The organism is Streptomyces lydicamycinicus (genome assembly GCF_000829715.2).
In the GTDB taxonomy this organism is placed as follows: domain Bacteria; phylum Actinomycetota; class Actinomycetes; order Streptomycetales; family Streptomycetaceae; genus Streptomyces; species Streptomyces lydicamycinicus.
This window is the reverse complement of record NZ_BBNO01000010.1, coordinates 22203-47164: the sequence shown is the minus strand read 5'-3', so window position 1 is coordinate 47164 and position 24962 is coordinate 22203. Positions and strand designations below refer to the sequence as shown.

Below are 24962 nucleotides of genomic sequence, written 5' to 3'. Positions count from 1 at the left end.
TGCAACGCGGCATCAGCGGCGGCTACCGCTGGTTACCGCAGGTGGCAGTGGTCAGCGTGTTCGCCCCCGGCAGAAGGAGCGCCCGTGGTCCCCCGGCCCCCGTTCCCCGGCACCCCCCTTTCCGGATCTACCGGCCCGGACGCTCCGCCCGCCGGCCCAGGGTCCGGCGGACCTTCCGGCTCCGGGCCCGCCGCTGCCGTCCGGACCGCCGGGGCCGCACACCCCGGGTCCGCCCCCGCCGGGTCCGCCCGCCCCGGGTCCGCCGGCCGCGATCTCGTCGTGGCGCTCTCGCCGTTCGAGGAACCGGGCGAGCGGATCGTCCTCGCGGCCGCCCGCGCGGGCGCGCTGGGCCTGCTGGACCTCGGCCGGGACCCCGGCCCGGCGCGCGCCGCGCTCGCCCGGCTCGGGGAGCTGTCCTACGGCGTGCGGATACCGGTGGGGTGCCCGCTGACGCCCGCCGATCTGCCCGAGGCGGTCGACACCGTGCTGCTCGCCGACCCACGGGCCTGGGCCGCCCCCGAGCCGGAAGCCGCCCCCGCGCACGGTCCGGCCCCCGGGAGACCGGCGGACTGGGCCGACGGTGGGCGGCGCCGCGTCTGGGCCGAGGTCACCACCCCCGAGGAGGCCGCCGCGGCGGGTGCCTCGGGGGTCACCGCGCTCGTCGCCCGCGGCCATGAATCGGGTGGCCGGGTGGGCGAACTCACCACCTGTGTCCTGCTCCAGCGCCTGCTGGCCGACCCGTCCGTGACCGTCCCCGTCCTCGCCGCCGGGGGCATCGGCCCGCACACCGCCGCCGCGGCCGTGGCCGGCGGGGCGGCCGGAGTGCTGCTCGACTCCCAGCTCGCGCTCACCACCGAGGGCGAGGAGCGGCTGCCCCGGGCGGTCGCCGCCGCGATCCGCGCCATGGACGGCAGCGAGACCACCCTCGTCGCGGGCCACCGGGTCCTCAGCCGCCCGGACCTCCGCCCGCGGGCGGCCGGCGACGAAGCCGGGGGTGCGGAGGGCGGGGGAGCGGAGGACGGGACCACCGGCCACGACCCTGACCCCGACCCCGCCCGGATCGCCGCCCGCCTCGGCGCCCGGGATCTGCGGACCCAGCTGCTCCCCATCGGCCAGGACGGTGCGTTCGCCGCCCGGCTCGCCGCCCGTCACCGCACCACCGGCGGCATCGTGCAGGCCGTACGGGCCGCCCTCACCGGCCATCTCGACGCCGCGGCGCGCCTCCGCCCGCTCGCCCCCCGCCCCGGCGCCCGCCATCTCCCCGTGGCCCAGGGGCCGATGACGCGGGTCAGCGACGAGGCCGCGTTCGCCGCGGCCGTGGCCGCCGAGGGCGGGCTGCCCTTTCTCGCGCTCGCCGTCATGGACGGCGCACAGGTGCGCCGGCTGCTGGCCGAGACCGCCGAGCGGCTGGGCGAACGGCCCTGGGGCGTCGGCCTGCTCGGCTTCGCCCCACCCGAACTGCGGCGCGAACAGCTCGCCGCGGTGGCCGAGTTCGGCCCCGAGTACGCCCTGATCGCCGGCGGCCGGCCCGCCCAGGCCGCGCCCCTCGAAGCGGCCGGGACCCGGACCTATCTCCATGTCCCGGCGCCCGGACTGCTGGAGCGCTACCTCGCCGAAGGCGCCCGGCGGTTCGTCTTCGAAGGGCAGGAGTGCGGTGGACACATCGGCCCCCGGGCCAGCTTCCCGCTGTGGGAGGAGCAGATCGAGCGGCTGACCGCGCACGCCCGTACGCGCGGCGGGACGGCCGAAGGGCTGGACGTGCTCTTCGCGGGCGGTATCCACGACGCCCGCTCGGCCGCCATGGCCGCGGCCGCCGCCGCCCCGCTCGCCGAACTGGGCGCCCGCATCGGCGTCCTGATGGGCACCGCCTATCTCTTCACGGAGGAGGCCGTGGCCACCGGCGCCGTCCTCCCCGGCTTCCAGGACACCGCCCTGGCCTGCGACCGGACCGTATTGCTGCGGACCGCGCCGGGGCATGCCACGCGCTGCGCGGACACCGCCTACACCGAGGACTTCTCGGCGGCTGACCGACGCCTGGCCGCTCACGGCACCGACCCCCGGGCCCGCTGGGAGGAACTGGAGCGGCGCAACCTCGGACGACTGCGGATCGCGAGCAAGGGCCTGCGGCACACCGACGGCGGGCCGCCCGCGCCCGTGGGAGAGCGCGACCAGCGCCGGGAGGGCCTGTACATGCTGGGCCAGGCCGCCACCGCCCGCCACGCCACCACCACCGTCGCCGCGCTGCACACCGCCGTGACCGACGGGGCGACCGCTCAACTCTTCGCGCGGGCACAGGAGTTCCGGCCACCGGTCGCGCAGCCGGAGCGGGACGCGGCGCCGCTGGACATCGCCATCGTCGGCATGGCCTGCTGCTATCCCGGCGCGCCCGACGCGGCCCGTTACTGGTCCAATGTCGTCACCGGAGTCGACTCCGTCACCGAGGTGCCTGCCGACCGCTGGGACGCCGCCACCTACCACGACCCGGACCCCGCGCGGGCGGGCGAGCGCACCCCGTCGCGCTGGGGCGGTTTCCTGCCCGCGCTCCCCTTCGACGCCCTCGCCCACGGCATCCCCCCGGCCTCCCTCACCGGCATCGAACCGGTGCAGCTGCTCGCCCTCGACGCCGCCGCCAAGGCCCTGGCGGACGCCGGATACGCCGGCCGCGACTTCGACCGGGCCCGTACCAGCGTCGTCTTCGGCGCCGAGGCGGGCACCGAACTGGCCGGCGCCTACGGACTGCGCGCCCTGCACCCGGCCTACCTCGGCGAGCTGCCGCCCGCCCTCGACGCCGAACTGCCCCGGCTGACCGAGGACTCCTTCCCCGGCGTACTCGCCAACGTGATCGCCGGACGCATCGCCGGCCGCCTCGACCTGGGCGGCGCCAACTGCACCGTGGACGCCGCCTGCGCCTCCTCGCTCGCCGCGCTCGACCTGGCCTGCCGCCAACTGCGCGACCACGACAGCGATATGGCGCTGTGCGGCGGCGCCGATCTGCACAACGGCATCAACGACTACCTGATGTTCGCCTCCGTGCAGGCGCTGTCCCCCACCGGCCGCTGCCGGCCCTTCGACGCGGCGGCCGACGGGATCGCGCTCGGTGAGGGCGTCGGCTGTCTGGTCCTCAAGCGCCTCGCGGACGCCGAACGGGACGGCGACCGGATCTACGCCGTCGTCAAAGCGGTCGGCACCTCCAGTGACGGGCGGTCCCTCGGGCTGACCGCACCACGGCCCGAGGGCCAGCGGCGGGCCCTGGAACGCGCCTACCACCGCGCCGGGATCAGCCCCGCGCAGGTCGGCCTCCTCGAAGCCCACGGCACCGGGACCGTCGTCGGTGACTCCACCGAACTCGCCGTCCTCACCGAGCTGTTCGAGGCCGCGGGCGCGGCACCCGGCAGCTGTACGCTCGGCTCGGTCAAATCGCAGATCGGGCACACCAAATGCGCCGCCGGCCTGGCCGGACTGATCAAGGCCGCCCGTGCCGTGCACACGGGAGTGCGGCCGCCGACCCTGCATCTGACCCGGCCGGCCGAGGCGGACACCGGCCCGTTCCGCTTCGACACCGGACGCGCCCGGCCCTGGCCGGTCCCCGTGGCACGCCGTATCGCGGGAGTGAGCGCCTTCGGCTTCGGCGGCACCAACTACCACGCCGTGCTCGCCGGTTACGACGGCGCCCCCGAACCCACCCACGCCCTCACGGACTGGCCCGCCGAGCTCTTCTGCTTCCGCGGCGCCGACCGGTCCGCCGCCGTACGCGCCATGGACCGGCTCACCGCCCGCCTGACGGCGAACGACCAGGCCGGACGCCCGTGGCCGCTACGTGACCTGGCCGCCGAAACCGCTGCGGCGGACGGGCCGGTCCAGGTCTGCGTGGTCGCCGAGGACCTCGACGATCTCGCCGCCAAGCTGGCCCCCGCCCGCCAGTTCACCGCCACCGACGGCGTCCACCCCCGCACCCGCGACACCGACCCCGGGCTGCTCGCCTTCCTCTTCCCCGGTCAGGGCAGCCAGCGCACCGGAATGCTCGACGAGTTGTTCCTCGCCTTCCCGGCGCTGCGCGGCCTCCTGGACGACGCCGACCCGGACTGTGTCGCGGCGATGTTCCCGCCCGCCGCCTTCACCCCCGAACAGCGGGCCGCCCAGCAGGCCGCCCTCACCGACACCCGGGTCGCCCAGCCGGCGCTCGGCCTCGCCTCCGCCGCCGCACACCGGCTGCTCACCACGCTCGGGGTGCGCCCCGACTGCACGGCGGGGCACTCCTACGGCGAGCTGACCGCCCTGTGGGCGGCGGGCGCCTACGACACCGAAGCGCTGCTCCGGCTCAGTGCGCGACGCGGCGAGGCGATCCTCTCGGCCGCCGGCGACGACCCCGGTGCGATGGCCGCCGTCGTGGCCGCACCGGACCGGGTACGGGAGCTGACCCGTGACACCGGTGTCGTCGTCGCCAACCACAACGCGCCCGAACAGAGCGTGATTTCCGGCCCCACGGACGCCGTGGAAGCCGCCGTGGCCGCGCTGCGCACGGCCGGCGCCGAGGCACGCCGGCTGCCGGTCGCCTGTGCGTTCCACAGTCCACAACTCGCCGCCGCCCGCGACATCCTCGCCGCCGAACTGTCCGCGACCGAGGTGACCGCGCCCGCCCTCCCGGTCTGGTCCGGCGCCACCGCGCGCCCCTATGCCCGCGAGGCGTCCGCGGTGCGGGACACCCTGGCGGGCCAGGTCGCCGCCCCGGTGCGGTTCGTGGACCAGATCGAGGACATGTACGCCGCCGGGGTCCGCACCTTCGTGGAGGCCGGTCCCGGCCGCGTGCTCACCGGTCTGGTCGGGCAGATCCTGGGCGAACGTCCGCACACCGCGCTCGCGCTGGACGTACCGGGCGAGTCCGGACTGGCCCGGCTGCCGCACGTCCTGGCCCGGCTCGCCGCGGCCGGGGTCCCGGTCGACCCGGAGACGCTGTTCCGCGGCCGTGCCCAACTCCTGCCCGACGCGGCGCCGCGCCGCCCGGGGTGGCTGGTGAACGGCCACACGGTGCGCACCGCGGACGGCGCCTGCCTGCCCGGCGGACTGCGCCCGGCCCGACGGGTGGACACCCGGCGGAGCGAGGAGGACGCGGTGCGGAGGGAGCCCGGGCAGCGCGCGGCGCTCGACGGCCGGGGCGCGGCTCCCGGCGGGGGCGCGGCTCCCGGTGACGCCGCCCGGCACGACGCCGTGCTGGAGTATCTGCGCACCACGCGGGAGCTGGTGGCATCCCAACGGGATGTGGTGTTGCGGTACTTGGGCGAAGCCCCCGCACCCGCCCAGCCGGCCGCATCCGCTGCCGTCCAGGAGTGGGCCGTACCGCCGCACACCGAAGCTGCCGGAGCCGGGGTGGGAGCCGAGGGCGGGGCCGCAGTCGCCGTCGGGCCCGCGACCGCTGCCGACACCACCGTCACCCAGCCGCCCGCCACCGGCCCACGGCTCCTCAGTCCCGCCGAACTCCTCGATGCCGTAAGGGAGATCATCCACCAGCGGACCGGATACCCCCACGAGATGCTCGACGCCGGGCTCGACCTGGAGGCGGACCTTTCGGTGGACTCCATCAAGCGCGTGGAGATCGTCGGCGCGCTGGCCGACCGGATCGGACTGCCGCAGGACGCGGACGGGGCCATGGAATCGGCCGTGGAACAGCTCGCCCGGGTCAAGACCATCAGCGGCATCGTCGACTGGATCGCCGCTGCCCGTCCGGAGCCCCCGCCGACGCCGGCCGAAGCCGTGCCCGGGCCGGTCGCTCCGGCCACACCGGCCGCCACGGTCGCTCGGGCCACACCGCCCACACCGGTCGAACCGGGCGATCCGGTCGCTCCGGTGCCGCCCGCCGTGTCCGCTCTCGCGCCCGCCACCGGAGACCCGCTCGCCCCGGAGGAGGCATCTGACCTCGGCCCGGTGCCGTTGCGCCCCACCCGCTCCCTGGTCCGGGTCACCCCGCTCGGCCCGCCCGCGGCCCGGCCGCCCGCCGAGGTGGTGGCGAGCGGAGACTTCGTCGTGGTGGAGGACGGTCAGGGCGTGGCGCTGGCCCTCACCGCCCTGCTGGAGAGCCATGGCGCACGGGTACGCACCGTCCCCGCCGAGCGGTTGGTCCGATGCACCGCCGAAGGGACCGGCGGAGTGGTGGACCTCAGCGCTCTGAGGGCGGGACGCGGCGCCGTACTGCCCGATCAGTTCGCGGCATGGCGCGCCGCCCTCACCGGTGGGGCCCGCCGCCTGGTGCTGGCCACCGCGGCCGGCGGCACCTTCGGCCAGGACGCCACCGCGGACGCCCCCGATCCGCTGCCCGGTGCCGGGCTGCGCGGCTTCGCCCGTACGGCCGCCCTCGAATACCCCGACGTCCTGATCCGCGCCGTGGACATCGACCCCAAGGACCGCCCCGAACGCATCGCGGCTCACCTCCTCGCCGAACTCTGCGCCCCCGGCGAACCGGTCGTCGTCGGCCGTACCAACGGCACCCGCACCACCCTGAGCACGGTCCCCGCCCCCCTGCCGGACGACCGGACCGGCCTTGGCCGGCCGTCGCTCGGCGCCGGTTCCGTGGTGCTGCTGACCGGCGGGGCGCGCGGCATCACCGCCCGTACGGCCCTCGCCCTGGCCCGCGCGCACGGGTGCCACATCGAACTCCTCGGCCGGACGCCCCTGCCGGAGACCCCCGAGGACCCGGCCCTCGCCCATGCCCATGAGCGCATCGCGCTGCGTGCCGCGCTGCTCGCCCAAGGGCTGAGCAGACCCGCCGAGATCGAGGCGGCCGCCGGCGCGGTCCTGGCCCGTCGCGAGATCACCGCCACCCTCGCCGCGCTGGCCCCGTTCGCCGCCTCGGTGCGGTACCACGCGGCCGATGTCACCGACGAGGCCGCCGTACACGCCGTGGTGCGGGACATCCGGGCCCGGCACGGCCGCCTCGACGGGATCGTGCACGGCGCCGGCACCCTGGCGGACAAGCTGCTGCGGGACAAGGACCCGGCCTCGTTCGCCCGGGTCTTCGCCACCAAGGTTGACGGCGCCCGCCATCTGCTGTCCGCCGCCGGTGACGACACCGGGTTCGTGGTCCTCTTCGGCAGTGTGGCCGGGGTCTTCGGCAACCGCGGCCAGGCTGACTACGCCGCCGCCAACGATGCCCTGGACACTCTCGCCACGGCCTGGTCGGCCCGCACGTCCCGGCGCGTCCTGGCCGTCGACTGGGGCCCGTGGGCGGCCGAGGGCGGCGGCATGGTCACCCCCGAACTGGCGCGCGCCTACGCCCGCCGCGGCATCCCGCTCCTGGACCCTGACGCCGCGGCCGCCGCCCTCCTGGACGAACTGGCCCACGGTACGGCGGCCCAGGTCGTGCTGGCGGCGGAGGCCGGCGGGGAGGGGGCGGGCGATGAGTGAGAGACCCGCCCGGCAGACCGGCCCCCGGCCCACGGACGCCGCGATCGTCGGCATGGGGGCGCTGTTCCCCGGCGCCGAGGACCTCGCCGCGTACTGGCGCAACCTGGTGGCCGGTACGGACTGCATCACCGAGGTGCCGCCCGGTCGCTGGGACCCGGAGATCTACTACGACCCACACGCCGCCCGGGGCCCCGCCCGCAGCGACCGCTTCTACTGCCGCCGGGGCGGCTTCCTGGCCGAGCCGGCCGCCTTTGACCCCACCCGCTTCGGCATCATGCCCGCCGCCGTCCGGGGCGCCGAGCCCGATCAGCTGCTCGCCCTGCGCACCATCACCGACGCCATCGCCGACGCGGGCGGTGAAGAACGGCTGCCCGCCGACCGCTCCCGTATCGGCGTCATCCTCGGCCGCGGCGGCTTCATGGGCGTCGCCACCGCCCGGCTCGACCAGCGGGTCCGTACGGCCCATCAGCTCGCCGTCACCCTGCGCGAACTCGCCCCGGAATTGGGCGAGTCGAGGATCGCGGCCGTACGGGAGGCATTCCAGACCGGCCTCGGCCCCGAACAGCCGGAGGCCTCGATCGGCCTGGTCCCCAGCTTCACCGCCGCCCGCACCGCCAACCGGCTGGACTTCCGCGGCCCCGCCTACACGCTCGACGCGGCCTGCGCCTCCTCCCTCCTGGCCGTGGCACAGGCCGTCGATCTGCTGGCCGCCGGCCGCTGTGACCTCATGGTCGCCGGAGCCGTGCACCACTGCCATATCGCCACGCTGTGGAGCGTCTTCACCCAGCTGCGGGCGCTCAGCCCCACCCAGCACATCCGTCCCTTCGACCGCCGGGCCGACGGCACCCTGCTGTCCGAGGGCACCGGTGTCGTCCTCCTCAAACGCCTGGCCGACGCCGAGCGCGACGGCGACCGGGTGTACGCGGTCATCCGCGGGACGGGAGTGGCGGGCGACGGCCGCGCCGCCGGCCTGATGAGCCCGCGGCCGGAAGGCCAGATCAGCGCGCTGGCGCAGGCCTGGGCCGGTGCCGGGCTCGACCCCGCACACCCCGCGGCGCTCGGCCTGCTGGAGGCCCACGGCACCGGGACCCCGGTCGGCGACGGCGTCGAACTCGACACCCTGGCCCGGGTGTTCGGCCCGCCCGGCGCCGGCCTTCCGCCGGTCGGCCTGGGCTCGGTGAAGTCGATGCTCGGCCACACCATGCAGGCCGCCGGGATCGCCGGACTGATCAAGGCGGCACTCGCCGTCCACCACCGGACGCTGCCGCCGACCCTGCATCTGGACGAGCCGCACGAGGGCCTGGCGCGGACCCGTATGCGTCCGGTCACCGAGGCCGAGCCGTGGGACGCCGGACGGACACCGCTGCGCGCGGCCGTCAACGCCTTCGGGTTCGGCGGCATCAACGCCCACGCCGTCCTGGAAGAGGCCCCGGGCCGACGGACCCCGGCAGCGCCGCCCCCGCACCGGACGCCTCCGCTGCGGGCGGTTGAGCGGACGGCCCAGCGGACGGCCCGGCTCCGCACGGCTGAGCCGGAGCGCGCCGTCCTGCTCGCCGCTGACACCCCCGCCCAATTGGCCGACGCCTTACGGGACATGGAGGAGGGCAACGGGGCGCCGACGCACACCGGCGCCCCCGTGCACGACGACGGCCCCTGCCGGCTCGCCCTCCTCGACCCCACCCCGCAGCGCCGCGCCCTCGCCGCCAAGATCCTCGCCCGGGGCCTGCCCTGGCGTGGCCGGGGCGAGGTGTGGTTCACCCCGTCCCCGTTCTTCGGCCCGTACGCCCGGCAGGAGGGGGCGCGGCTCGCCTTCCTCTTCCCGGGGCTGGAGGCGGAGCCGCCGCCCCGGGTGGACGACCTCGCCGACCGGCTGGCCCTGCCCCGGCCCGCGGTCTCCGGCGGCACCGGTCTGGTCGAACGCGCCGTGGACAGCCTCGCCGTCGGCCGGCTGCTCGCCCGCGCCCTGGACGAACTCGGCGTCACCCCCGACCTGTTGACCGGACACAGCCTCGGCGAATGGACCGCCATGGTGGTCGCCGGTATGTATCCGCCCCAGGCCGTGGACGCCTTCCTCGACTCGCTGCGGCCCGGTTCGCTCGCCGTACCCGATCTGGTCTACGCGGCCCTGGGCTGCGGCGCCCCGCAGGCGGCCGCCGCGCTCGCGGGCCTGGAGCGGATCGCGGTCAGCCATGACAACTGCCCGCACCAGTCGGTGATCTGCGGAGCGCCGGAGCCGCTGGCCGAGGCCGTCCGCAGACTCGCCGGCCAGGGCGTGCGGGCCCAGGAGATGCCCTTCCGCTCCGGCTTCCACACCCCGATGTGGGCGCCCTACCTCCATCAGACCGGCACCGCCTTCGACGCCCTGCCGCTACGGGACCAGCGGCTCCCCGTATGGTCGGCGACGACCGCCGCCCCCTTCCCGGACGGCCCTTCCGCGATCCGCCGGCTGGTACTGCGGCACCTCCTGGAACCGGTCCGCTTCCAGGAGCTGACCAGACGGCTCTACGAGACGGGCGTCCGCGCCTTCGTCCAGGCAGGCGCCGGCAGCCTTACCGGCTTCGTCTCCGACACCCTCCACGGCCAGGACCATCTCGCCGTCGCCGCAGCCGACTCCCGCCGCGACGGCCCCGCCCAACTCCGCAGACTGGCGGCGGCGTTGTGGACCGAGGGGCTGAACCCGCGGTGGGACCGGCTGACGGTCCCACCGCGCGGCTCCGGCATGGTGACGGCCGGTGCCGTGGGCCGGGCTCGGGACCGGGCCCCGGATGGCGAGAGCGGCCCCCCGGGGGCCCGGGGCGAGGCCTGCGCTTCGGGCCGGGCCGAGGATCGCGTTTCGGGCCGGGGCGAGGATCGTGCTTCGGGCCGGGGCGAGGACTGGGCTTCGGGCCGGGCCGAGGAGCACGCCTCGGACGGGGCCGGGTACCGCGCCTCGGACCGGGGCATGGACCGCGCTGTGGACGGCGCGACGGGCCGCGTCGCGGTCCCGGAGGGAGCCGGTGCGGCGATACGGCTCGACCTCGACTCGCCGCTGGTCCGCCTCGGCGGGGTGACGCCGGGTGTCCCGGTTCTCGCGCCTGCCGATCCGCCCCCACCCCCCACCCCCACCCCCGCCCCCTCCCCCGAAGGGGGAGGAGGGGGAGGGGGCGGGGGAGCGCTGCTCTACCCCCGGCCGCCCGTTGTGGAGCCCGTCAGGCAAGCCCTGGACGCGATCCTCGCCGAAACCCGGGCCGCCACCCGCGCCGTTGCCGCCGCGACCGCCGCCGCAGACGCCCGCAGCGCCGCCGCTGCCGCACCCCGCGAGGTCTCCGTCCCCGGCACCCTCGCTGCCGCACCCCGCACCGCCGCCGCACCCGAATCCGCCACCGCCCCGAGCACCCTTGCCACCCCCACCACCCCCGCCGCACCCCGAACGTCCGCCGCCCACACCACCACAGCCCAGCACACCACCGAACCCCCACCCCCAACAGCCCCCACCACACCCCGCACCTCACCCCCCACCCCCCACCGCACCCTCCGCCACCTCTCCCTGGAGACGCTGCCCTACGTCCGGGACCACTGCGTCTACCTTCAGCCCGAGGGCTGGCCCGAGCCCGCTGACCGGTTCCCCGTTGTTCCCATGACCACGCTGCTGGAGCTGGCCGCCGAGGCGGCTCGGGAGGTGAGCCCCGGGGGGCTCGTCACCGGCTACTCCGGCGTACGGGCCCTGCGCTGGCTGGCCGTTGCGCCGCCCGTCGACCTGGCCGTCAGTGCCACCCCCGAGGGGGACGGCCGGGTGCGGGTGAGTCTTGGGGACCACGCCGCCGTCACCGTCCACCTGGCGGCGCAGCACCCGGCTCCGCCGCCCCCCGACGCCGCGGGCCTGACGGACGAGCGGCCGGCGCCGGTGAGTGCGGAGGCGCTCTACCGGGACCGGTGGATGTTCCACGGGCCCGCGTTCGCCGGGGTCCATGAGGTCCGCACACTCGCCGCCGACGGCATCCGCGGCACGCTGCGCGCCCTGCCCGCGCCGGGTGCCCTGCTGGATGCCGCGGGGCAGCTCCTCGGCCACTGGATGCAGCTGAAACTGAGCGGTGACCGACTGGTCTTCCCCGCGTCCCTGGACCGCGTACGGCTCTACGGCCCGCCGCCCCGTGCGGGTGCGCTGCTGGCGGCCACCGCCCGGATCCGCGAGGTCAGGGCCGGTTCGGTGCGTGGTGAGGTGGAGCTGTGCGGCGCCGACGGCCGTGTGTGGGCGCGTCTGGAGGGCTGGACGTACCGGCGCTTCGGTGCCGATGAGCGGGTGTGGCCGATGAAGTTCACCCCGGAGGTGTGCGGTATCGGGGAACCCCGGCCGGGCGGCTGGTCCCTGGCCCGGCGCCGCTGGTCGGACCCGGCCTCGCAGGAGTTGGTCATGCGTCGCTATCTGGGCGCGGCCGAGCGTGCCCGCTACGAAGGGTGCGCGCCCCGGGCCCGCGTGCCCTGGCTGCTGGGGCGGATCGCGGCCAAGGACGCGGTGCGGGAACTGTTGTGGGAGTCGGGGGCCGGGCCCGTCTTCCCGGCCGAGATCCAGATCGGCACCGACGGGCACGGCCGCCCCTGCCCCGAGGGCCCGCTCGCCCACGGCCTCCATCTCACGCTCGCGCACAAGGGCCGGCTCGCCGTAGCCCTCGCCCACCGGTCGGGCCCGGTCGGCATCGACATCGAGCGCGTCACCGACGATCCGCAGGCCCTCGAACGGATCGCCCTCTCCCCGGCCGAACGCCGCCTGGCGGACGACCTCCACGCACGACATACGCCGGGGCACCCCGGCCGTGCCTACTGGCTCACCGCACTGTGGTGCGCCAAGCAGGCCGCGGCGAAGGCGGCCGGCCACGGCCCCGGCCGGCGGCCGCTGGAGTGGGCCGTGACGTCCGCACCGGGCGGCGCGCTCCGGGTGTTCTCCCCGGACGGCCGGCCCCACCTCGTCCACCTCGACTCCGTCGACGACCTGTCCGGACGCCATGTCGTCGCCTGGACCGGGCCGCGGCCCGAGGACCGTACGGGCACCGACACCCTCACTCCCACGGAGGCCACCCATGGCAGCTGACCCGCTCCCCGCGCGCACCCGGACGATCCTGGCCGAGATCACCGACATGCTGGTGAGCGTCGTCGGCGACGAAATCCTCCTCGTGGGCGAGATCACCTGCGCGACCACCTTCAATGACGATCTGGCCCTGGAGAGCATCGAGTTCGTCGCGCTGGCCGAACTGCTTCAGCAGCGCTACGGCCCCTCGGTGGACTTCCTCGGCCTGCTCGCGGAGAAGGACATCGACCAGATCCTGGCCATGACGGTCGGTGAACTCGCCGCTCATATCGACCGGGTCACCCTCGCCGACCAGGCCTGCGCGAGCTGACCGCGCCATGGCCCTCACACCCGCGGGCGGGCTGCGCCTGCACACCCAGCGGCTGCCGGGCCACGGCGGCCCCCGGCCCGGCGGCCCCACCGTCGTCTTTCTCCACGGGCTGGTGATGGACAACCTGTCCAGCTTCTACTGCACCCTCGCGGGCCCCGTCTCCCGCGCCGGACACGACGTACTCCTCTACGACCAGCGCGGGCACGGCCGCAGCGACCGCCCGCCCACCGGCTACGACCGGGCCACCTCGGTGGCCGATCTCATCGCCCTGCTCGGCTCCCTGGGCCTCGACCGCGGCCCGGTCCATCTCGTCGGCAACAGCTACGGCGGTGCGCTGGCGCTGCACACCGCCCTCGTCCGGCCCGACCTCGTTGCCTCCGTCGTCCTGATCGACGCCCATCTGACCGGGGACTGGATCGACGACATGACCGACACCCTCTCCGTCGCGGCCCTCGGCCTCGAACACCGCGCCCTGGCAGGGCAGTTGGCCGCCCTGGGGCGGCGCAAGGAAGCCCGGCTCACCGCCGCCGCCGATGCCCTGCTCAACCACACCACCCTCATCGAGGACATCGCGGCCGATGCGCCCTTCACTCCCGGCGACTTCACCCGACTGCGCTGCCCGGTCCTCGCCGTCTACGGGCAGCACTCCGAACTCCTCTCCGGCGCACGGCAGTTGGCGCTGAGTGCACCGGACTGTGAACTCTGTGTGCTGCCCGGGGTGGGGCACACCGTGCTCAACGAGGCCACCGAGGGGCTCTGTGACGCCCTGCTGGGCCGGCTCGGCGCGCCTGCCGGGGCGGTGGCCCGATGAGAGTGCTGTTCGTCGTCCCGCCGCTGGCCGGGCATGTCAACCCCACGCTCGCCGTCGCCGCCGAACTCACCGCGCGCGGCCACCAGGTCGCCTGGACCGGCCCCGCCGCGGCCCTGACCCCGATGCTCCCCACGGGCTCCCTGCTGTACGCGGCGGGAGACCGGGACGCGCCCGGCGGCCAGGAGCTGGGCGGCGCGCGATGGCGCGATCTGCGGGGCATCGCCGCCCTGCGCTTCCTCTGGGCGGAGGCCCTCATCCCGCTCGCCCGCGCGATGCTGCCCGGAGTGCACGCCGCCGTCGAAGCCTTCCGCCCCGACATCCTGGTCACCGACCAACAGGCCCTCGCCGGGCCGGTGGTGGCCCGCCGGCACGGCCTGCCCTGGGCGACCTCGGCGACCACCTCGGCGGAGATCGTCCGGCCGTTCGACGACTTCCCGAAGGTGGGGGAGTGGGTGAGCCGGCGCATCGCGGCACTGCTCGCCGAGTGCGGTGCGCCCGGCGGCTGGGACCCGCGCTTCTCTCCGCACCTCGTCCTGGTCTACTCCACCCCCGCACTCATCGGTGACGACCGCCCGGAGCGGGCCGCGGCGCACACCCAGGACGCCGTACCCGTCGGCGCCGCCGGGCGGTACCCGCCGCAGTACGCGTTCGTCGGCCCCGCCTTCGGCGCCCGCCCGGCCGGCGGCGACTTCCCGTGGCGCCGGCTCGACCCCGGCCGCGCCCGGGTGCTCGTCTCGCTGGGCACCCTCAACCGCGCGGCGGGCGCCCGCTTCTACCCCGCGGTCCTGCGCGCCGCGGACGCCCTCGCGGACCGGGCGCAGCTGATCCTGGCCGCCCCGGGCGACCTCGCCGGCGACATCCCGCCGCACATGCTGCACCAGGAGTACGTCCCCCAGCTCCAGCTGCTGCCGCACCTCGACGCGGTGCTGTGCCACGGCGGCCACAACACCGTGTGCGAGGCGCTCGCGTACGGGCTGCCGCTGGTGGTGGCACCCGTACGCGACGACCAGCCGATCGTCGCCCGCCAGGTGGCCGAGGCCGGGGCGGGGGTGCGGGTGCGCTTCGGCCGCGCGCGTGCGGACGAGCTGCACCAGGCCCTGTCCGCCGTGCTGGACGACCCGGCCCACCGCCGGGCGGCCCGCCGTATCCAGGCGTCCTTCGCCGCGGCGGGCGGCGCCGCCACCGCGGCCGACCGCCTGGAGAAACTGCGGCCCGGACCGCGCCCCGGCCCGTCCGCAACCGGCACCGCCCCGACCGACAACGAGAAGGGACCGTGAGCCACATGACGCGAGCGCACCGTTCGGGACACCGCACGCGATGGGCGGCGGCCGTCGCCGTGACGGCGCTGGGAGCGGGTACCGTACGCGCCCGCCGCAGGCTCGCCGCGCTGCCCGTGCTCGACCCCGCCGGACCGCACGGCACCGCCCGGCCCCCGCTGACCGGCTGGCAGCTGATCACCGCGCCCGGTGTCGTGGCCGACGAGGCGACGCTGCGCGCCGCCATCGCCCACGCCACCCGCGAAGGACTGCGCGTCGTGGACCTGATCCCGGCCCACCTCGACGCCGAGAGCGTCCTCGGTCTGCTCCGGCTCCTCGACCCGGCCGCCCACCGCACGGACCGGTGCGCGCCGGGCCACGGCGCGGGCCACGCCCTGCTGGTGGCCGACGACATCCACCGGCGGGCCGGGCTCGACACCGAGGCGCCGCCGCAGTCGGTGGCCGGCCTGATCCGCCTCCTGCGCACCCTCAAGGAGTACGCCCCGGACGCCACCGGCTGGGCCATCGCCCCCGGCCTGCGGTCCCCGCACCCCGACCCGACCCGGCGCGCCGAGGAGCTCCGTGCCCGGGGCCTGCCGCCGGCCCTGCTGTCCGCCGCCCAGCTGGCAGGACTGGCCCTGCTGGTGAAGTGCGCGCTCTCGGCGCCTCGTTGGGGCGCTGCGGCGGCCGCCCTGTACTGGCTTCAGCCCGCCGCCGTACTGAGCCCGGCCCGGGGCCTGCGCCCGGCCGGCCTGGCCCGCGCCACCGCGTCCCGTCCACTGCGCTCCCTGTCCGCCGCGCTGCGCACCCTGGCCTCCCCGCCCGCCGAGCAGCCCCGGACCGCCGCCCCGGCGCGCCATGCCGCGTACACCGCCGACCTCGCCGCCGGCACCGACCGGTTCTTCGAACCCCGTCGCGCCGACTGCCCCTGGTGCTCGGCTCCCGACCCCGTCGTACGGGTCCGGATGCCCGACCTGCTCCAGGGCAAGCCCGGCCGCTTCACTCTGGAGCAGTGCCGCCACTGCGGCCATGTCTTCCAGAACCCCCGGCTCACCCTGGACGGACTCGACTTCTACTACCGCGACTTCTACGAAGGCCTCGGTGGCGAGGGCGCCGCCCTGGTCCTCGGCCGGATGACCGCCACCTACCGCGACCGCGCCGAGCTGCTCCGGCCGTTCACCACCCCCAGGGCCTGGCTCGACGTCGGCACCGCCGCGGGGCACTTCTGCAACGCCGCCCGCGGCGTCTGGCCCGAGACCCGCTTCGACGGGCTGGACATGGGCGAAGGGGTCCACGAGGCCGAACGGCGGGGCTGGATCGACACCGGCTACCAGGGCCAGTTCCCCGATCTCGCCGACCGGCTCGCCGGCCGCTACGACACCGTGAGCATGCACCACTACCTCGAACACACCCGGGACCCGCTCGCCGAACTCGACGCGGCCGTCAAGGTGCTGGCCCCCGGCGGCCATCTGCTGATCGAACTCCCCGACCCCGAGTCCCGGATCGCCCGACTGCTCGGCCGCTACTGGCTGCCCTGGTTCCAGCCCCAGCACCAGCACCTGATGCCGGCAGGCAACCTCACACAGGCCCTGGAGGCCCGGGGCTTCACCGTCCTCGCCGAGCAGCACGGCCCCGCCCACCAGAACAACGCGGACTTCCTCGGCGCCGTCGCCCTCGCCGCGAACGGGCTCGCCCCCGACCCGCTCGCCCCCTGGGCCACCGTCCCCGCCACCCGCGCCCGCCGTGCCGCCCGACGTGCCGTACAGGCCATGGCCGTTCCCTGCTACGCCGCCGCGCTCGCCGTCGACAACCTGCGCACCGCGATCGCGCGGGCCACCGACGGCGGCAACGCCTACCGGCTGCTCGCCCGCAAAGAGCTGGGATGAACACGGTGGACCTGGCCCGCCGCGCGACCGCGGACCCCCTGGTGCGGCTGCTCGCCCACGGTTTCGCGACGGCGTACCACCGCCGGCCCGAAGCGGTGTGGCGGGCCCCGTACGCCTTCCGGCTCACCCCGCCCGCCGAGCCGCCCGGCACCGGTACGGCGCCCCGCGCCGGCTGGGTCGCGGCGGCCAACTGGTATGTCGGCGCGGCCGTCGCCCCGCGCGATGACGGCATGCTGCGCTGCGGCTCGCTCCACCAGCCGGCCGAGACCGCCGAACTCCCGCTCACCGGACCGGCCGGCCACGCCCCCGGCTGGGCCGCCCGCCCGTACGCCGCGCTGCGCACACTCGCCGCCGCCGGCCTCGGCCGCGGCGGCGCCGATCTCTACCTGAACGCCACCCTGCCGGACGCCGTGGGGCTGTCCGGCGCCGAGCCGCTGGAGTGCGCCGCCGCGCTGGCCGTCGCGTCCGTGCACGCCGACCGGGGCGGCTGCCCGCCGGCCCGCGCACAACTGGCGCGGCTGCTGGCCGCCGGAGTGCCCGGCGACGACGCGCTGCGCCGGGCCGTGCTCTTCGCCCGGCCCGGCCGGCTGCTGGCACCCGACGGCAGTTGCCGGCCGCTGCGCGCTCCGGACGGCGGCCCGCCGCCGAGCCTGCTGCTGGTGACGGCCCGCCGCTCCACCGGCGGTGCCACGGCCACCGCCACCGCGCTCGCCACCGCGGTCCACGACGCCCTGCGCGCCGGCGCCTGGTCCGCCTCGTGGCCCGGACAACGGCCGGGCCGCAGCGTGCTGCTGCTGATGCCGCCCGACCGGCGCGCGGCGGTCCGGGCCGCGGTGGCCGATGCCTGCCGCCGCTGCGACCTGCCCGTACCGCGCTTTCTGCGGATCGCGGTCGCGGACGCGGCCCGACGCGAGGACTGAACACCCCCCATCCGTCCCTCACCCCCCGGACAAGGAGCTGAGAACCTGATGAGACGCACAGCGATCCGTCTGCGCAGGGCGGTCGTGGCGACACTCGGCACGCTCGGCCTGCTCGCCGTCGCCTCCGCGGCGGACGCCCGGACCGTCCGGTCCGCGCTGCCGTCCTACGACCATGTCGTGATCGTGGTCTTCGAGAACAAGCAGTACGGCGAGATCATCGGCAACGCCCAGGCGCCCTACCTCAACCAACTCGCCCAGGACGGCGCCGAGCTGACCGGCATGAAGGCCCTCACCCACCCCAGCCAGCCGAACTACTTCAACCTCTTCTCCGGCGCCACCCAGGGCGTCACCGGCGACGGCTGCTACACCGCGCAGTCGATGTCCGCCCCCAACCTCGGCCAGGAGCTGATCGCGGCCGGCAAGACCTTCGCCAGCTACAACGAGGGACTGCCCGACGAGGGCTCCACCACCTGCTCCAGCGGCCGCTACGCGCAGAAGCACAACCCCTGGTTCGCCTTCAAGAACCTGCCGGTGACCACCGGCAAGACCTTCGCCCAGTTCCCCAAGGACGACTTCACGAAGCTGCCGACGCTGTCCTTCGTCATCCCGGACATGTGCAACGACATGCACGACTGCGCGGTCGGCAGCGGCGACACCTGGCTCAGGAACAACCTCGACTCCTACGCCCGGTGGGCCAAGGACCACAACAGCCTGCTGATGGTGACCTGGGACGAGGACAACTACCTCGGCTCCAACCGGATCGCGACCGTCTTCCACGGCGCCCATGTCAAGCGGGGCGCGGTGAGCGGCGACTACAACCACTTCAGCCTGCTGCGGACCTTCGAGGACATGTACGGCACCGGCCACGCGGGCAATGCCGCCACCGCCACCCCCGTCACCGGGGCGTTCGACACCGGCGGCACCGAACCGCCCGGTGACGACCTCGCGCTCACCACCCCCGGCCCGCAGACCTGCCGCTTCGGCCGGTCCTGCACCGTCCAGCTGACCGCCACCGGAGGCACACCCCCGCTCACCTACCGCGCCACCGGTCTGCCCCTGGGCCTGACCCTCGACGCCGCCGGCGGCCGTATCACCGGCAGGCCCTGGCAGACCGGCACCCTCCCGGTCACCGTCACCGCCACCGACGCCAGGGGCGCCACCGCCACCGCCGGCTTCCCGCTCACCGTCAACTGGTTCTGACCGACGACCGGGGTGCGGGGCGGCAGCCGCAAACGCCACCGGCCACCCCCGCAAGGAGGTGGCCGGTGCCGTCCCGCCCGCTGTGACCGCGGGCCCCGGGACGTCTGTCAGCGGCGCCGTACCAGCGGGAACGGCAGCGTCTCGCGGATCGACAGACCCGTCAGGAACATCACCAGCCGGTCCACGCCGATGCCCAGACCACCGGTCGGCGGCATCGCGTACTCCAGGGCCTGGAGGAAGTCCTCGTCCAGCTCCATCGCCTCCGGGTCACCGCCGGCCGCCAGCAGCGACTGCGCGGTGAGCCGCCGGCGCTGCTCGACCGGGTCGGTCAGCTCCGAGTAGGCGGTGCCCAGCTCGGTGCCGAACGCGACCAGGTCCCAGCGCTCGGCGAGCCGCGGGTCCTTCCGGTGCTGCCGGGTCAGCGGCGACACATCGGTCGGGAAGTCCTTGTAGAACGTGGGGAGTTGAGTCTTCTCCTCCACCAGACGCTCATACATCTCCAGCACGATGTCGCCGCGGCCCATCTCCGGCTTCACCGGCACCGCCGAGGCATGGCACAGCCGGCGCAGCCGGTCCGGCGCGGTGTCCGCGTCGACCTCCTCACCGAGCGCCTCGGAGATCGCGCCGTAGACGGTCTTGACCGGCCAGATCCCCGAGATGTCGTGCTCGACGAGCTTGCCGTTCCCGTCCGCCTTACGGGCGGTGGCGCTGCCGAACGCGGCGATCGCCGCACTCTGGATCAGCTCCCGGGTCAGGTCCAGCATCACGTCGTAGTCGGCGAATGCCTGGTACGCCTCCAGCATCGTGAACTCGGGGTTGTGCTTGTAGGAGATGCCCTCGTTCCGGAACGTCCGTCCCATCTCGAAGACCTTCTCCATACCGCCCACACACAGCCGCTTGAGATACAGCTCCGGTGCGATCCGCAGATACAGATCGAGGTCGTAGGCGTTGATATGGGTGTGGAACGGACGGGCGTTGGCGCCGCCGTGGATCTGCTGGAGCATCGGCGTCTCGACCTCCAGGTAGCCGCGGTCGATCAGCCCCTGGCGCAGCGCCTGCACGGCCGTGCTGCGCGCCCGCAGGTTGTCCCGCGCGTCCGTCGAGACCACCAGGTCCACATAGCGCTGGCGGACCTTGGCCTCCGGGTCGGACAGCCCGCGCCGCTTGTCGGGCAGCGGCCGCAGACACTTGGCCGTCAGCCGCCACCCGGTGACGAACACGGTGAGCTCACCGCGGTCACTGCTGCCGACCTCGCCCTCCGCCTCGACGTGGTCACCGAGGTCGATGTCCGAGCCGAAGCGGTCCAGCAGTTCCTTGCCGCTGCCGTCCCGGGTCAGTGCGATCTGGAGATCGCCCGACCAGTCGCGCAGCACCGCGAAGAGCACCCCGCCGTGGTCACGGGTGAGCAGCACCCGCCCGGCGACGCTGACGGACTTGCCGCTGCGCGTCCCGGGCGCGAGGTCCGGGTACTCGTCGCGGACCTCGCCCAGGGTGTGCGTACGCCGCACGCCGACCGGATACGGGTCGGTGCCGGCCTCCCGCAGCCGCTCCAGCTTGAGGCGGCGCACCCGCACCTGCTCGGGCAGCGCGGCCAGCTCCTGTGCGTGCTGCTCCTCATCGGTGGCCGGCGCCGCCTTGACCAGCCCGAGCTCGTCCAGCGAGGGCAGACCGGCGGTGCTCGCCGGGGCCAGCACCCGCTTCTTGTGGCCCTTGCCCCACAGCGCGCCCAGGCTCGGTACGTCGACGAAGCCCTCGGCGATACCCGAGCCCAGGGCGATCCGGGCCAGCGCACCGGCGTCCGCGTAGCACAGGAACCGCGGATACCACTCCGGGTTGTACTTCGCGTTGGAGCGGTAGAGGGCCTCCAGCTGCCACCACTTGGAGAAGAACAGCAGCAGCCGGCGCCAGACCTTCAGCACCGGGCCGGCCCCGATCCGGGCGCCCTCCTCGAAGGCGGAGCGGAACACCGCGAAGTTCAGCGAGATCCGGCGCACGCCCATCGCCCCGGCCTGGGCGCAGAGCTGGGCCACCATGAACTCCATGACGCCGTTGGGCGCGCTGCGGTCGCGGCGCATCACGTCCAGCGAGATGCCGTCCGTGCCCCAGGGGACGAACGACAGCAGCGCGATCATGTTGCCGTCACCGTCGAACGCCTCGGCCAGCAGGCACTCCCCGTCCGCGGGGTCGCCCAGCCGGTCCAGCGCCATCGAGAAGCCGCGCTCGGTCTCGGTGTCCCGCCAGGCGTCCGCCCGGTGGATGACCTCCTGCATCTCCTCGTCGGTCAGCGCGGAGTGGCGCCGGACGCGGAAGGTCGCACCGGTCCGCTCGACCCGGTTGACGGCCTGGCGGGTCACCCGCATCTCCCGGCCGGCCAGCTCGAAGTCCTTGACGTGCAGGATCGCCTCGTCGCCGAGCTGTAGCGCGTTCAGACCGCTGCGGGCGAACGCCTTGGCGCCGTCCTCGCTCGCGCCCATGACGGCCGGCTGCCAGCCGTACCGCCCGGCGACCTCCAGCCATGCCTCGATGGCCTGGGTCCATGCCTCACGGTCACCGACCGGGTCACCGCTGGCCAGGCAGACCCCGGCCTCGACGCGGTAGGTCACGGCGGCCTTGCCGCTGGGGGAGAAGACCACGGCCTTGTCGCGGCGGGTGGCGAAGTAGCCGAGCGAGTCCTGGCTGCCGTAGCGGTCCAGCAGCGCCCGGATGCGGTCCTCCTCGTCACCGTGCAGCGCGGCCTCCATCCGCTGCGAACGGAACAGCGTGGCGGCCGCGTTCAGCAGCGCCAGCGCACCGAGCAGACCGAGGACGGCACTGATCCAGTGCGGCGGATGACCCTCGACGATATGGCCGCCGACCAGCCCGCCGCAGACGCGGTTGGCCGTCCACAGCAGCCGGTTGGCGGCGCCGGCCTCCAGCGTGCCCGGGGCCAGCGACACCATTCCCCAGCCGATCAGCACCGCCGCCACGAGCCCGCCGACCAGCACCAGGATGGCGCGCAGGAACGCGCCGCGCCGGGTGATCGCGTAGAACTCGCGGTGCGAGACGAGCAGCAGCACCAGCGCCCCGGCACACAGCACCAGGGAGAATGAGAACTCCCAGAGCCGGTAGGCCAGGAACAGCGCGTCGGCCAGGATGACCAGCACCATGTAGGCCACCACGAACCACAGCGCCACCCGTTTCCGGGCGGTCATCGCCGCGCCCAGGAGGAAGAGGAACGCCGCATAGGCGAAGTTCGGCGCCACCGGGATGGTGAGGGTGTCCAGCCAGTAGATCACCGGCTGGAGTCCGCGCCGGAGAGGCCCGATCAGCGCCGTCAGGGCACAAAAGAGCCCCAATACGCTGAAGATGATGGCGAAGCCATTGGGGACCCGGCGCTGGAAGCGCCGCCACCCCGTGAGTTGTTCCTGGTCCTGCACGGTGCTCATTCCGTCACACTAGGCTCTGAAAGGGGTCAGCTGCTCGACGCGGGGGCGCTGTTTCGCCGCCACGGGGATCGCCGGTCGTGCCAGTCTCCGATCCCGGTGGTGTGGTCGTCTTTCCCTCGTACGGAGGACGGGGCGATCCCGGCGGAGTCACCCACGTGGACCTTGCCACAAACCCGCCCCAGGTCCGAGTCGGTGCAACTCCGGCTGATGGTGAAGTTCAGGTCATAGTCGCCGGAAAAGTAGCGCCCGCCGCCGGAATCCACCCCGTCGAGCTCCGCCCGCAGCCTGACCTCGGTGCCCGGTTTCCAGCGCTGTGCGGGCCGCCAGGTCACCTGGTCCTTGCCGTTGAGGTCCTTCGTCCAGTGCCAGGAACCGGTCGTCCGGTCGTCGGTGGTGACGCGCAGCCGGCGCTCCACCGCGGTCCGGTCGGTCACCGGGTGGTCGAAGGTGAGGGTGAGCAGCCGGTCGACGGCGACCACGGCGTCCTGGGTGCCGGGATCGAGCACCAGCGTGTTGAGCCTGGCCGGCCGCGCGGTGGTGAGCGACTCCCTGGCCGCACCGACGCCGCCCCGGTCGCTCTTGGTCCTCGCGACGACGGAGTACTTGGTGGCCGGGGCGATCTCGGCGCTGGAGGTCCAGAAGGTGCCCTCGCCCCCGAACCCGCCGGGCAGTCGTCGGCCCCTGGGGTCGGTGACCGTCACCTCGGTCAGCACACCGCCCTCCGCGGTCACCTTCAGCTTGTCGCCGGCCTGCACGGTCCTGGTGCCGCCGGCCGCCCCCAGTGTCACCTTTACCGGGTCGGCCACCGGCGCCGGCGCCGCGATGCCCGCGCAGGCGCTGAGCGTGCCCGCGCCGACGGCCGTGACCAGGGCGAGTGCGGGGCACCGCCGCCGGAACGTCCGGTGGCGGAAGGAAGGGGGCTGGCTCATCTCGGGGCTTTCCGTCGGCAGGGGGGAGGGCGGCGCTGTCGGCCGCTAAGACGACCGATCGCCACACTCCGTTGCAGGGAGTGATGTGATCCACGCCACGGTGGTGTGCCGTCCCGCCCGTGCCGCCGTTGTCCCCCGGCATCCCGTCGCCCTGTGACCCGCAGTGATCACCCGATCGGAGCACCCGGACAAGAACCGGACATACCCTGAAATACGCCAAACTGGCCACCCCTTGCCGTCCGTTCGGGCGGCGGTTGAGGAGGTGTGCGTCCCGTGGCGATTTCCATCTCGGTCGTCCTGCTGCTGGTGGTCCTGACCGTGATCTTCCTGCGCAGCGGCAAGCTCAAGTTCTCGCACGCCCTGGTGTGCGCGCTGCTCGGCTTCTATCTGGCGAGCAGCAGCCTCGCCCCGGACATCCACCAAGGGCTGTCCGGCGCCGCCGATGTGGTGAGCAGCCTGCGTCCGTAACGGGGCCGGCCGGCCGGCGCCGGGGTCGCGGCGCCGTCCGTTCACCCGGCGGAGAACACCCCGAGCGCATTGGGTACCGGCCGCTCCGCGCCCCCCGACGGATGGTTGCGGACCGTGGCCCCGTATGCGTCGCCGGTGACCAGGGTCGAGGACCCGCCGCCGTCCAGGTCCATCGCGTCCCGCGCGCCCAACTGCGCCATCAAATCCGCCAGTTCGCGCACCGTCAGGCCGGTCTGGCCCGGTGCCCCGTCCAGCGCCATGAGGTACAGCACCCGTCCGCCGGCCCCGGTCCCCGCGGACGTGCGCACCGCCACGGCGACGGTGTCCAGTCCGGCCAGCGGCGCACCGTCCCGCACGATCGGGAAGCCGCCCACCGCGCAGCGCAGCCGGCCGTGCCCCTGGCCGGCGAGGTACGAGCTGACGTTCACCGGCTCACCGAGGCGCAGCCCGCGCAGCTGCCGCGCCCCTTCCTCCCGGCCCACCAGCACCACACTGCCCACGGCCACCCCGCCGGCGCCCGGCACCTCCCCGATGGCCGTCACCCGGCCGTGCCGGACCGTCACCTCCGCGGTCTCCGTACTGCACGGCGCCGCCCGGTCGGTATCCGTCCCGCAGGTGGCGCGCACCCGGGACGCCGGACCCCACTGCGGGGTGTACGCGCCGATCCCGCCGACCGGCAGCGCGTACTGGTTCAGTCCGCGCAGCGGCAGCGCCCCCTGGCCGGTCCGCACCGCACCACGCAGTGTGAGCCGGTCCAGCCGGGCGCGGCGGTCATAGCCGACGCCGATCACGTCCTCGGTGGTCGCACCGGGCGGCATCGCCGGTCCGAACCGCTGCCCGTCGGGCACCGCGCCCTTCAGCTGCCGCCCCGAGGCCACCGCCGGGCCGACCGAGGCGCCGGTCGGCTGCACCCCCGGGTGCTGGGTCTCGGTGATGTTGAAGAAGTCGCCGTTGACGGCCCCCACCGCCCGGCGCTCCGCGGCCAGTTGGGAGACCGGTGACCGTGCGCCGACCGCCCCCGGGTACAGCAGATCCACGGTGACCCGCGGATCGGCCAGATCGACGGTCAGCAGATGCCCGTGCACGGTGCCGCGCGGCAGCGTCATCCGGAACTCGCCGTAGACCACACCGGGTGCCACCGGCACGGCACCGGAGCGGTGGAGATCCGCTCCCACGGCCGCGGCCGGCGCTCCGCCCGCCACCCCTCCGCCGGCCAGCACACCCCACGCCACCAGCACCGTCAGCATCGCGCGAACCCGACCGAATCGCCGCTTCACGATCCCCCCTGACCTCACGTCAA

General features: G+C 75.0%; 12 protein-coding genes. 9 read left to right on the top strand and 3 right to left on the bottom strand.

Annotated features, from left to right (window positions below; all coding sequences use genetic code 11):
• The first annotated feature begins 279 nt into the window (after positions 1–279).
• The 8 genes from TU31_RS31030 to TU31_RS30990 are packed head-to-tail and all read left to right on the top strand — an operon-like array spanning position 280 to position 18840.
• A complete protein-coding gene (locus TU31_RS31030; protein WP_042160780.1) occupies positions 280–7395 on the top strand; it encodes a type I polyketide synthase in 7116 nt (2371 codons plus the stop codon).
• The gene (locus tag TU31_RS40355) at positions 7388–12460 is read left to right on the top strand and encodes a type I polyketide synthase (protein ID WP_052719124.1); all 5073 of its coding nucleotides are present in this window, start codon (positions 7388–7390) and stop codon (positions 12458–12460) included. Before TU31_RS31030 ends, TU31_RS40355 begins: the two co-directional genes overlap by 8 nt.
• Entirely contained in the window at positions 12450–12767 is a 318-nt protein-coding gene (locus TU31_RS31015) for a hypothetical protein (protein WP_042160778.1), read from the top strand. Before TU31_RS40355 ends, TU31_RS31015 begins: the two co-directional genes overlap by 11 nt.
• A gap of 7 nt (positions 12768–12774) precedes the next feature.
• Positions 12775–13578: an alpha/beta fold hydrolase gene (locus TU31_RS31010; RefSeq protein WP_042160775.1), complete on the top strand. Its 804-nt coding sequence runs from the start codon at positions 12775–12777 to the stop codon at positions 13576–13578.
• 2 nt (positions 13579–13580) lie between these two features.
• Positions 13581–14855, top strand: a complete 1275-nt coding sequence (locus tag TU31_RS31005) for a glycosyltransferase (protein ID WP_052719123.1) — start codon at positions 13581–13583, stop codon at positions 14853–14855.
• Positions 14856–14860: 5 nt separating this feature from the next.
• Positions 14861–16720 (top strand): class I SAM-dependent methyltransferase, encoded by a 1860-nt coding sequence (locus tag TU31_RS40350; RefSeq protein WP_275451873.1) that lies wholly within the window; start codon positions 14861–14863, stop codon positions 16718–16720.
• Positions 16717–17640 carry a hypothetical protein gene (locus TU31_RS30995; protein WP_042160769.1) on the top strand — a complete coding sequence of 308 codons (924 nt, stop codon included), beginning with the start codon at positions 16717–16719 and terminating at the stop codon, positions 17638–17640. Before TU31_RS40350 ends, TU31_RS30995 begins: the two co-directional genes overlap by 4 nt.
• Positions 17641–17688: 48 nt before the next feature.
• Positions 17689–18840, top strand: coding sequence for an alkaline phosphatase family protein (locus tag TU31_RS30990; RefSeq protein WP_042160767.1), 1152 nt, complete (start codon positions 17689–17691; stop codon positions 18838–18840).
• Positions 18841–18947: 107 nt separating this feature from the next.
• Here TU31_RS30990 and lysX read toward each other — a convergent pair whose 3' ends face one another.
• Together lysX and TU31_RS30980 are read right to left on the bottom strand one after the other, a co-directional pair.
• A complete protein-coding gene (gene lysX, locus TU31_RS30985) occupies positions 18948–22265 on the bottom strand; it encodes a bifunctional lysylphosphatidylglycerol synthetase/lysine--tRNA ligase LysX (RefSeq protein ID WP_042160765.1) in 3318 nt (1105 codons plus the stop codon).
• A gap of 26 nt (positions 22266–22291) precedes the next feature.
• The gene (locus TU31_RS30980) at positions 22292–23194 is read right to left on the bottom strand and encodes an Ig-like domain-containing protein (protein ID WP_042160763.1); all 903 of its coding nucleotides are present in this window, start codon (positions 23192–23194) and stop codon (positions 22292–22294) included.
• Between the two features lie 273 nt (positions 23195–23467).
• Between TU31_RS30980 and TU31_RS30975 the strand changes: the two genes are divergently transcribed.
• A complete protein-coding gene (locus TU31_RS30975; protein WP_018088533.1) occupies positions 23468–23662 on the top strand; it encodes a hypothetical protein in 195 nt (64 codons plus the stop codon).
• 41 nt (positions 23663–23703) lie between these two features.
• On the opposite strand, the gene TU31_RS30970 is transcribed toward TU31_RS30975, so the two are convergent.
• On the bottom strand, positions 23704–24909 hold the full coding sequence (locus TU31_RS30970; RefSeq protein WP_042160760.1) for a phosphodiester glycosidase family protein: 1206 nt from the start codon (positions 24907–24909) through the stop codon (positions 23704–23706).
• Positions 24910–24962: the final 53 nt, after the last annotated feature.

What these genes read in the sequence shown, in the direction of transcription:
- TU31_RS30980 (WP_042160763.1), bottom strand. Translation starts at nt 23,194, where the DNA reads ATGAGCCAGCCCCCTTCCTTCCGCCACCGGACGTTCCGGCGGCGGTGC.
- TU31_RS31015 (WP_042160778.1), top strand. Translation starts at nt 12,450, where the DNA reads ATGGCAGCTGACCCGCTCCCCGCGCGCACCCGGACGATCCTGGCCGAG.
- TU31_RS30970 (WP_042160760.1), bottom strand. Translation starts at nt 24,909, where the DNA reads ATGCTGACGGTGCTGGTGGCGTGGGGTGTGCTGGCCGGCGGAGGGGTG.
- TU31_RS30990 (WP_042160767.1), top strand. Translation starts at nt 17,689, where the DNA reads ATGAGACGCACAGCGATCCGTCTGCGCAGGGCGGTCGTGGCGACACTC.
- lysX (WP_042160765.1), bottom strand. Translation starts at nt 22,265, where the DNA reads ATGAGCACCGTGCAGGACCAGGAACAACTCACGGGGTGGCGGCGCTTC.
- TU31_RS40350 (WP_275451873.1), top strand. Translation starts at nt 14,861, where the DNA reads ATGACGCGAGCGCACCGTTCGGGACACCGCACGCGATGGGCGGCGGCC.
- TU31_RS31010 (WP_042160775.1), top strand. Translation starts at nt 12,775, where the DNA reads ATGGCCCTCACACCCGCGGGCGGGCTGCGCCTGCACACCCAGCGGCTG.
- TU31_RS30995 (WP_042160769.1), top strand. Translation starts at nt 16,717, where the DNA reads ATGAACACGGTGGACCTGGCCCGCCGCGCGACCGCGGACCCCCTGGTG.
- TU31_RS40355 (WP_052719124.1), top strand. Translation starts at nt 7,388, where the DNA reads ATGAGTGAGAGACCCGCCCGGCAGACCGGCCCCCGGCCCACGGACGCC.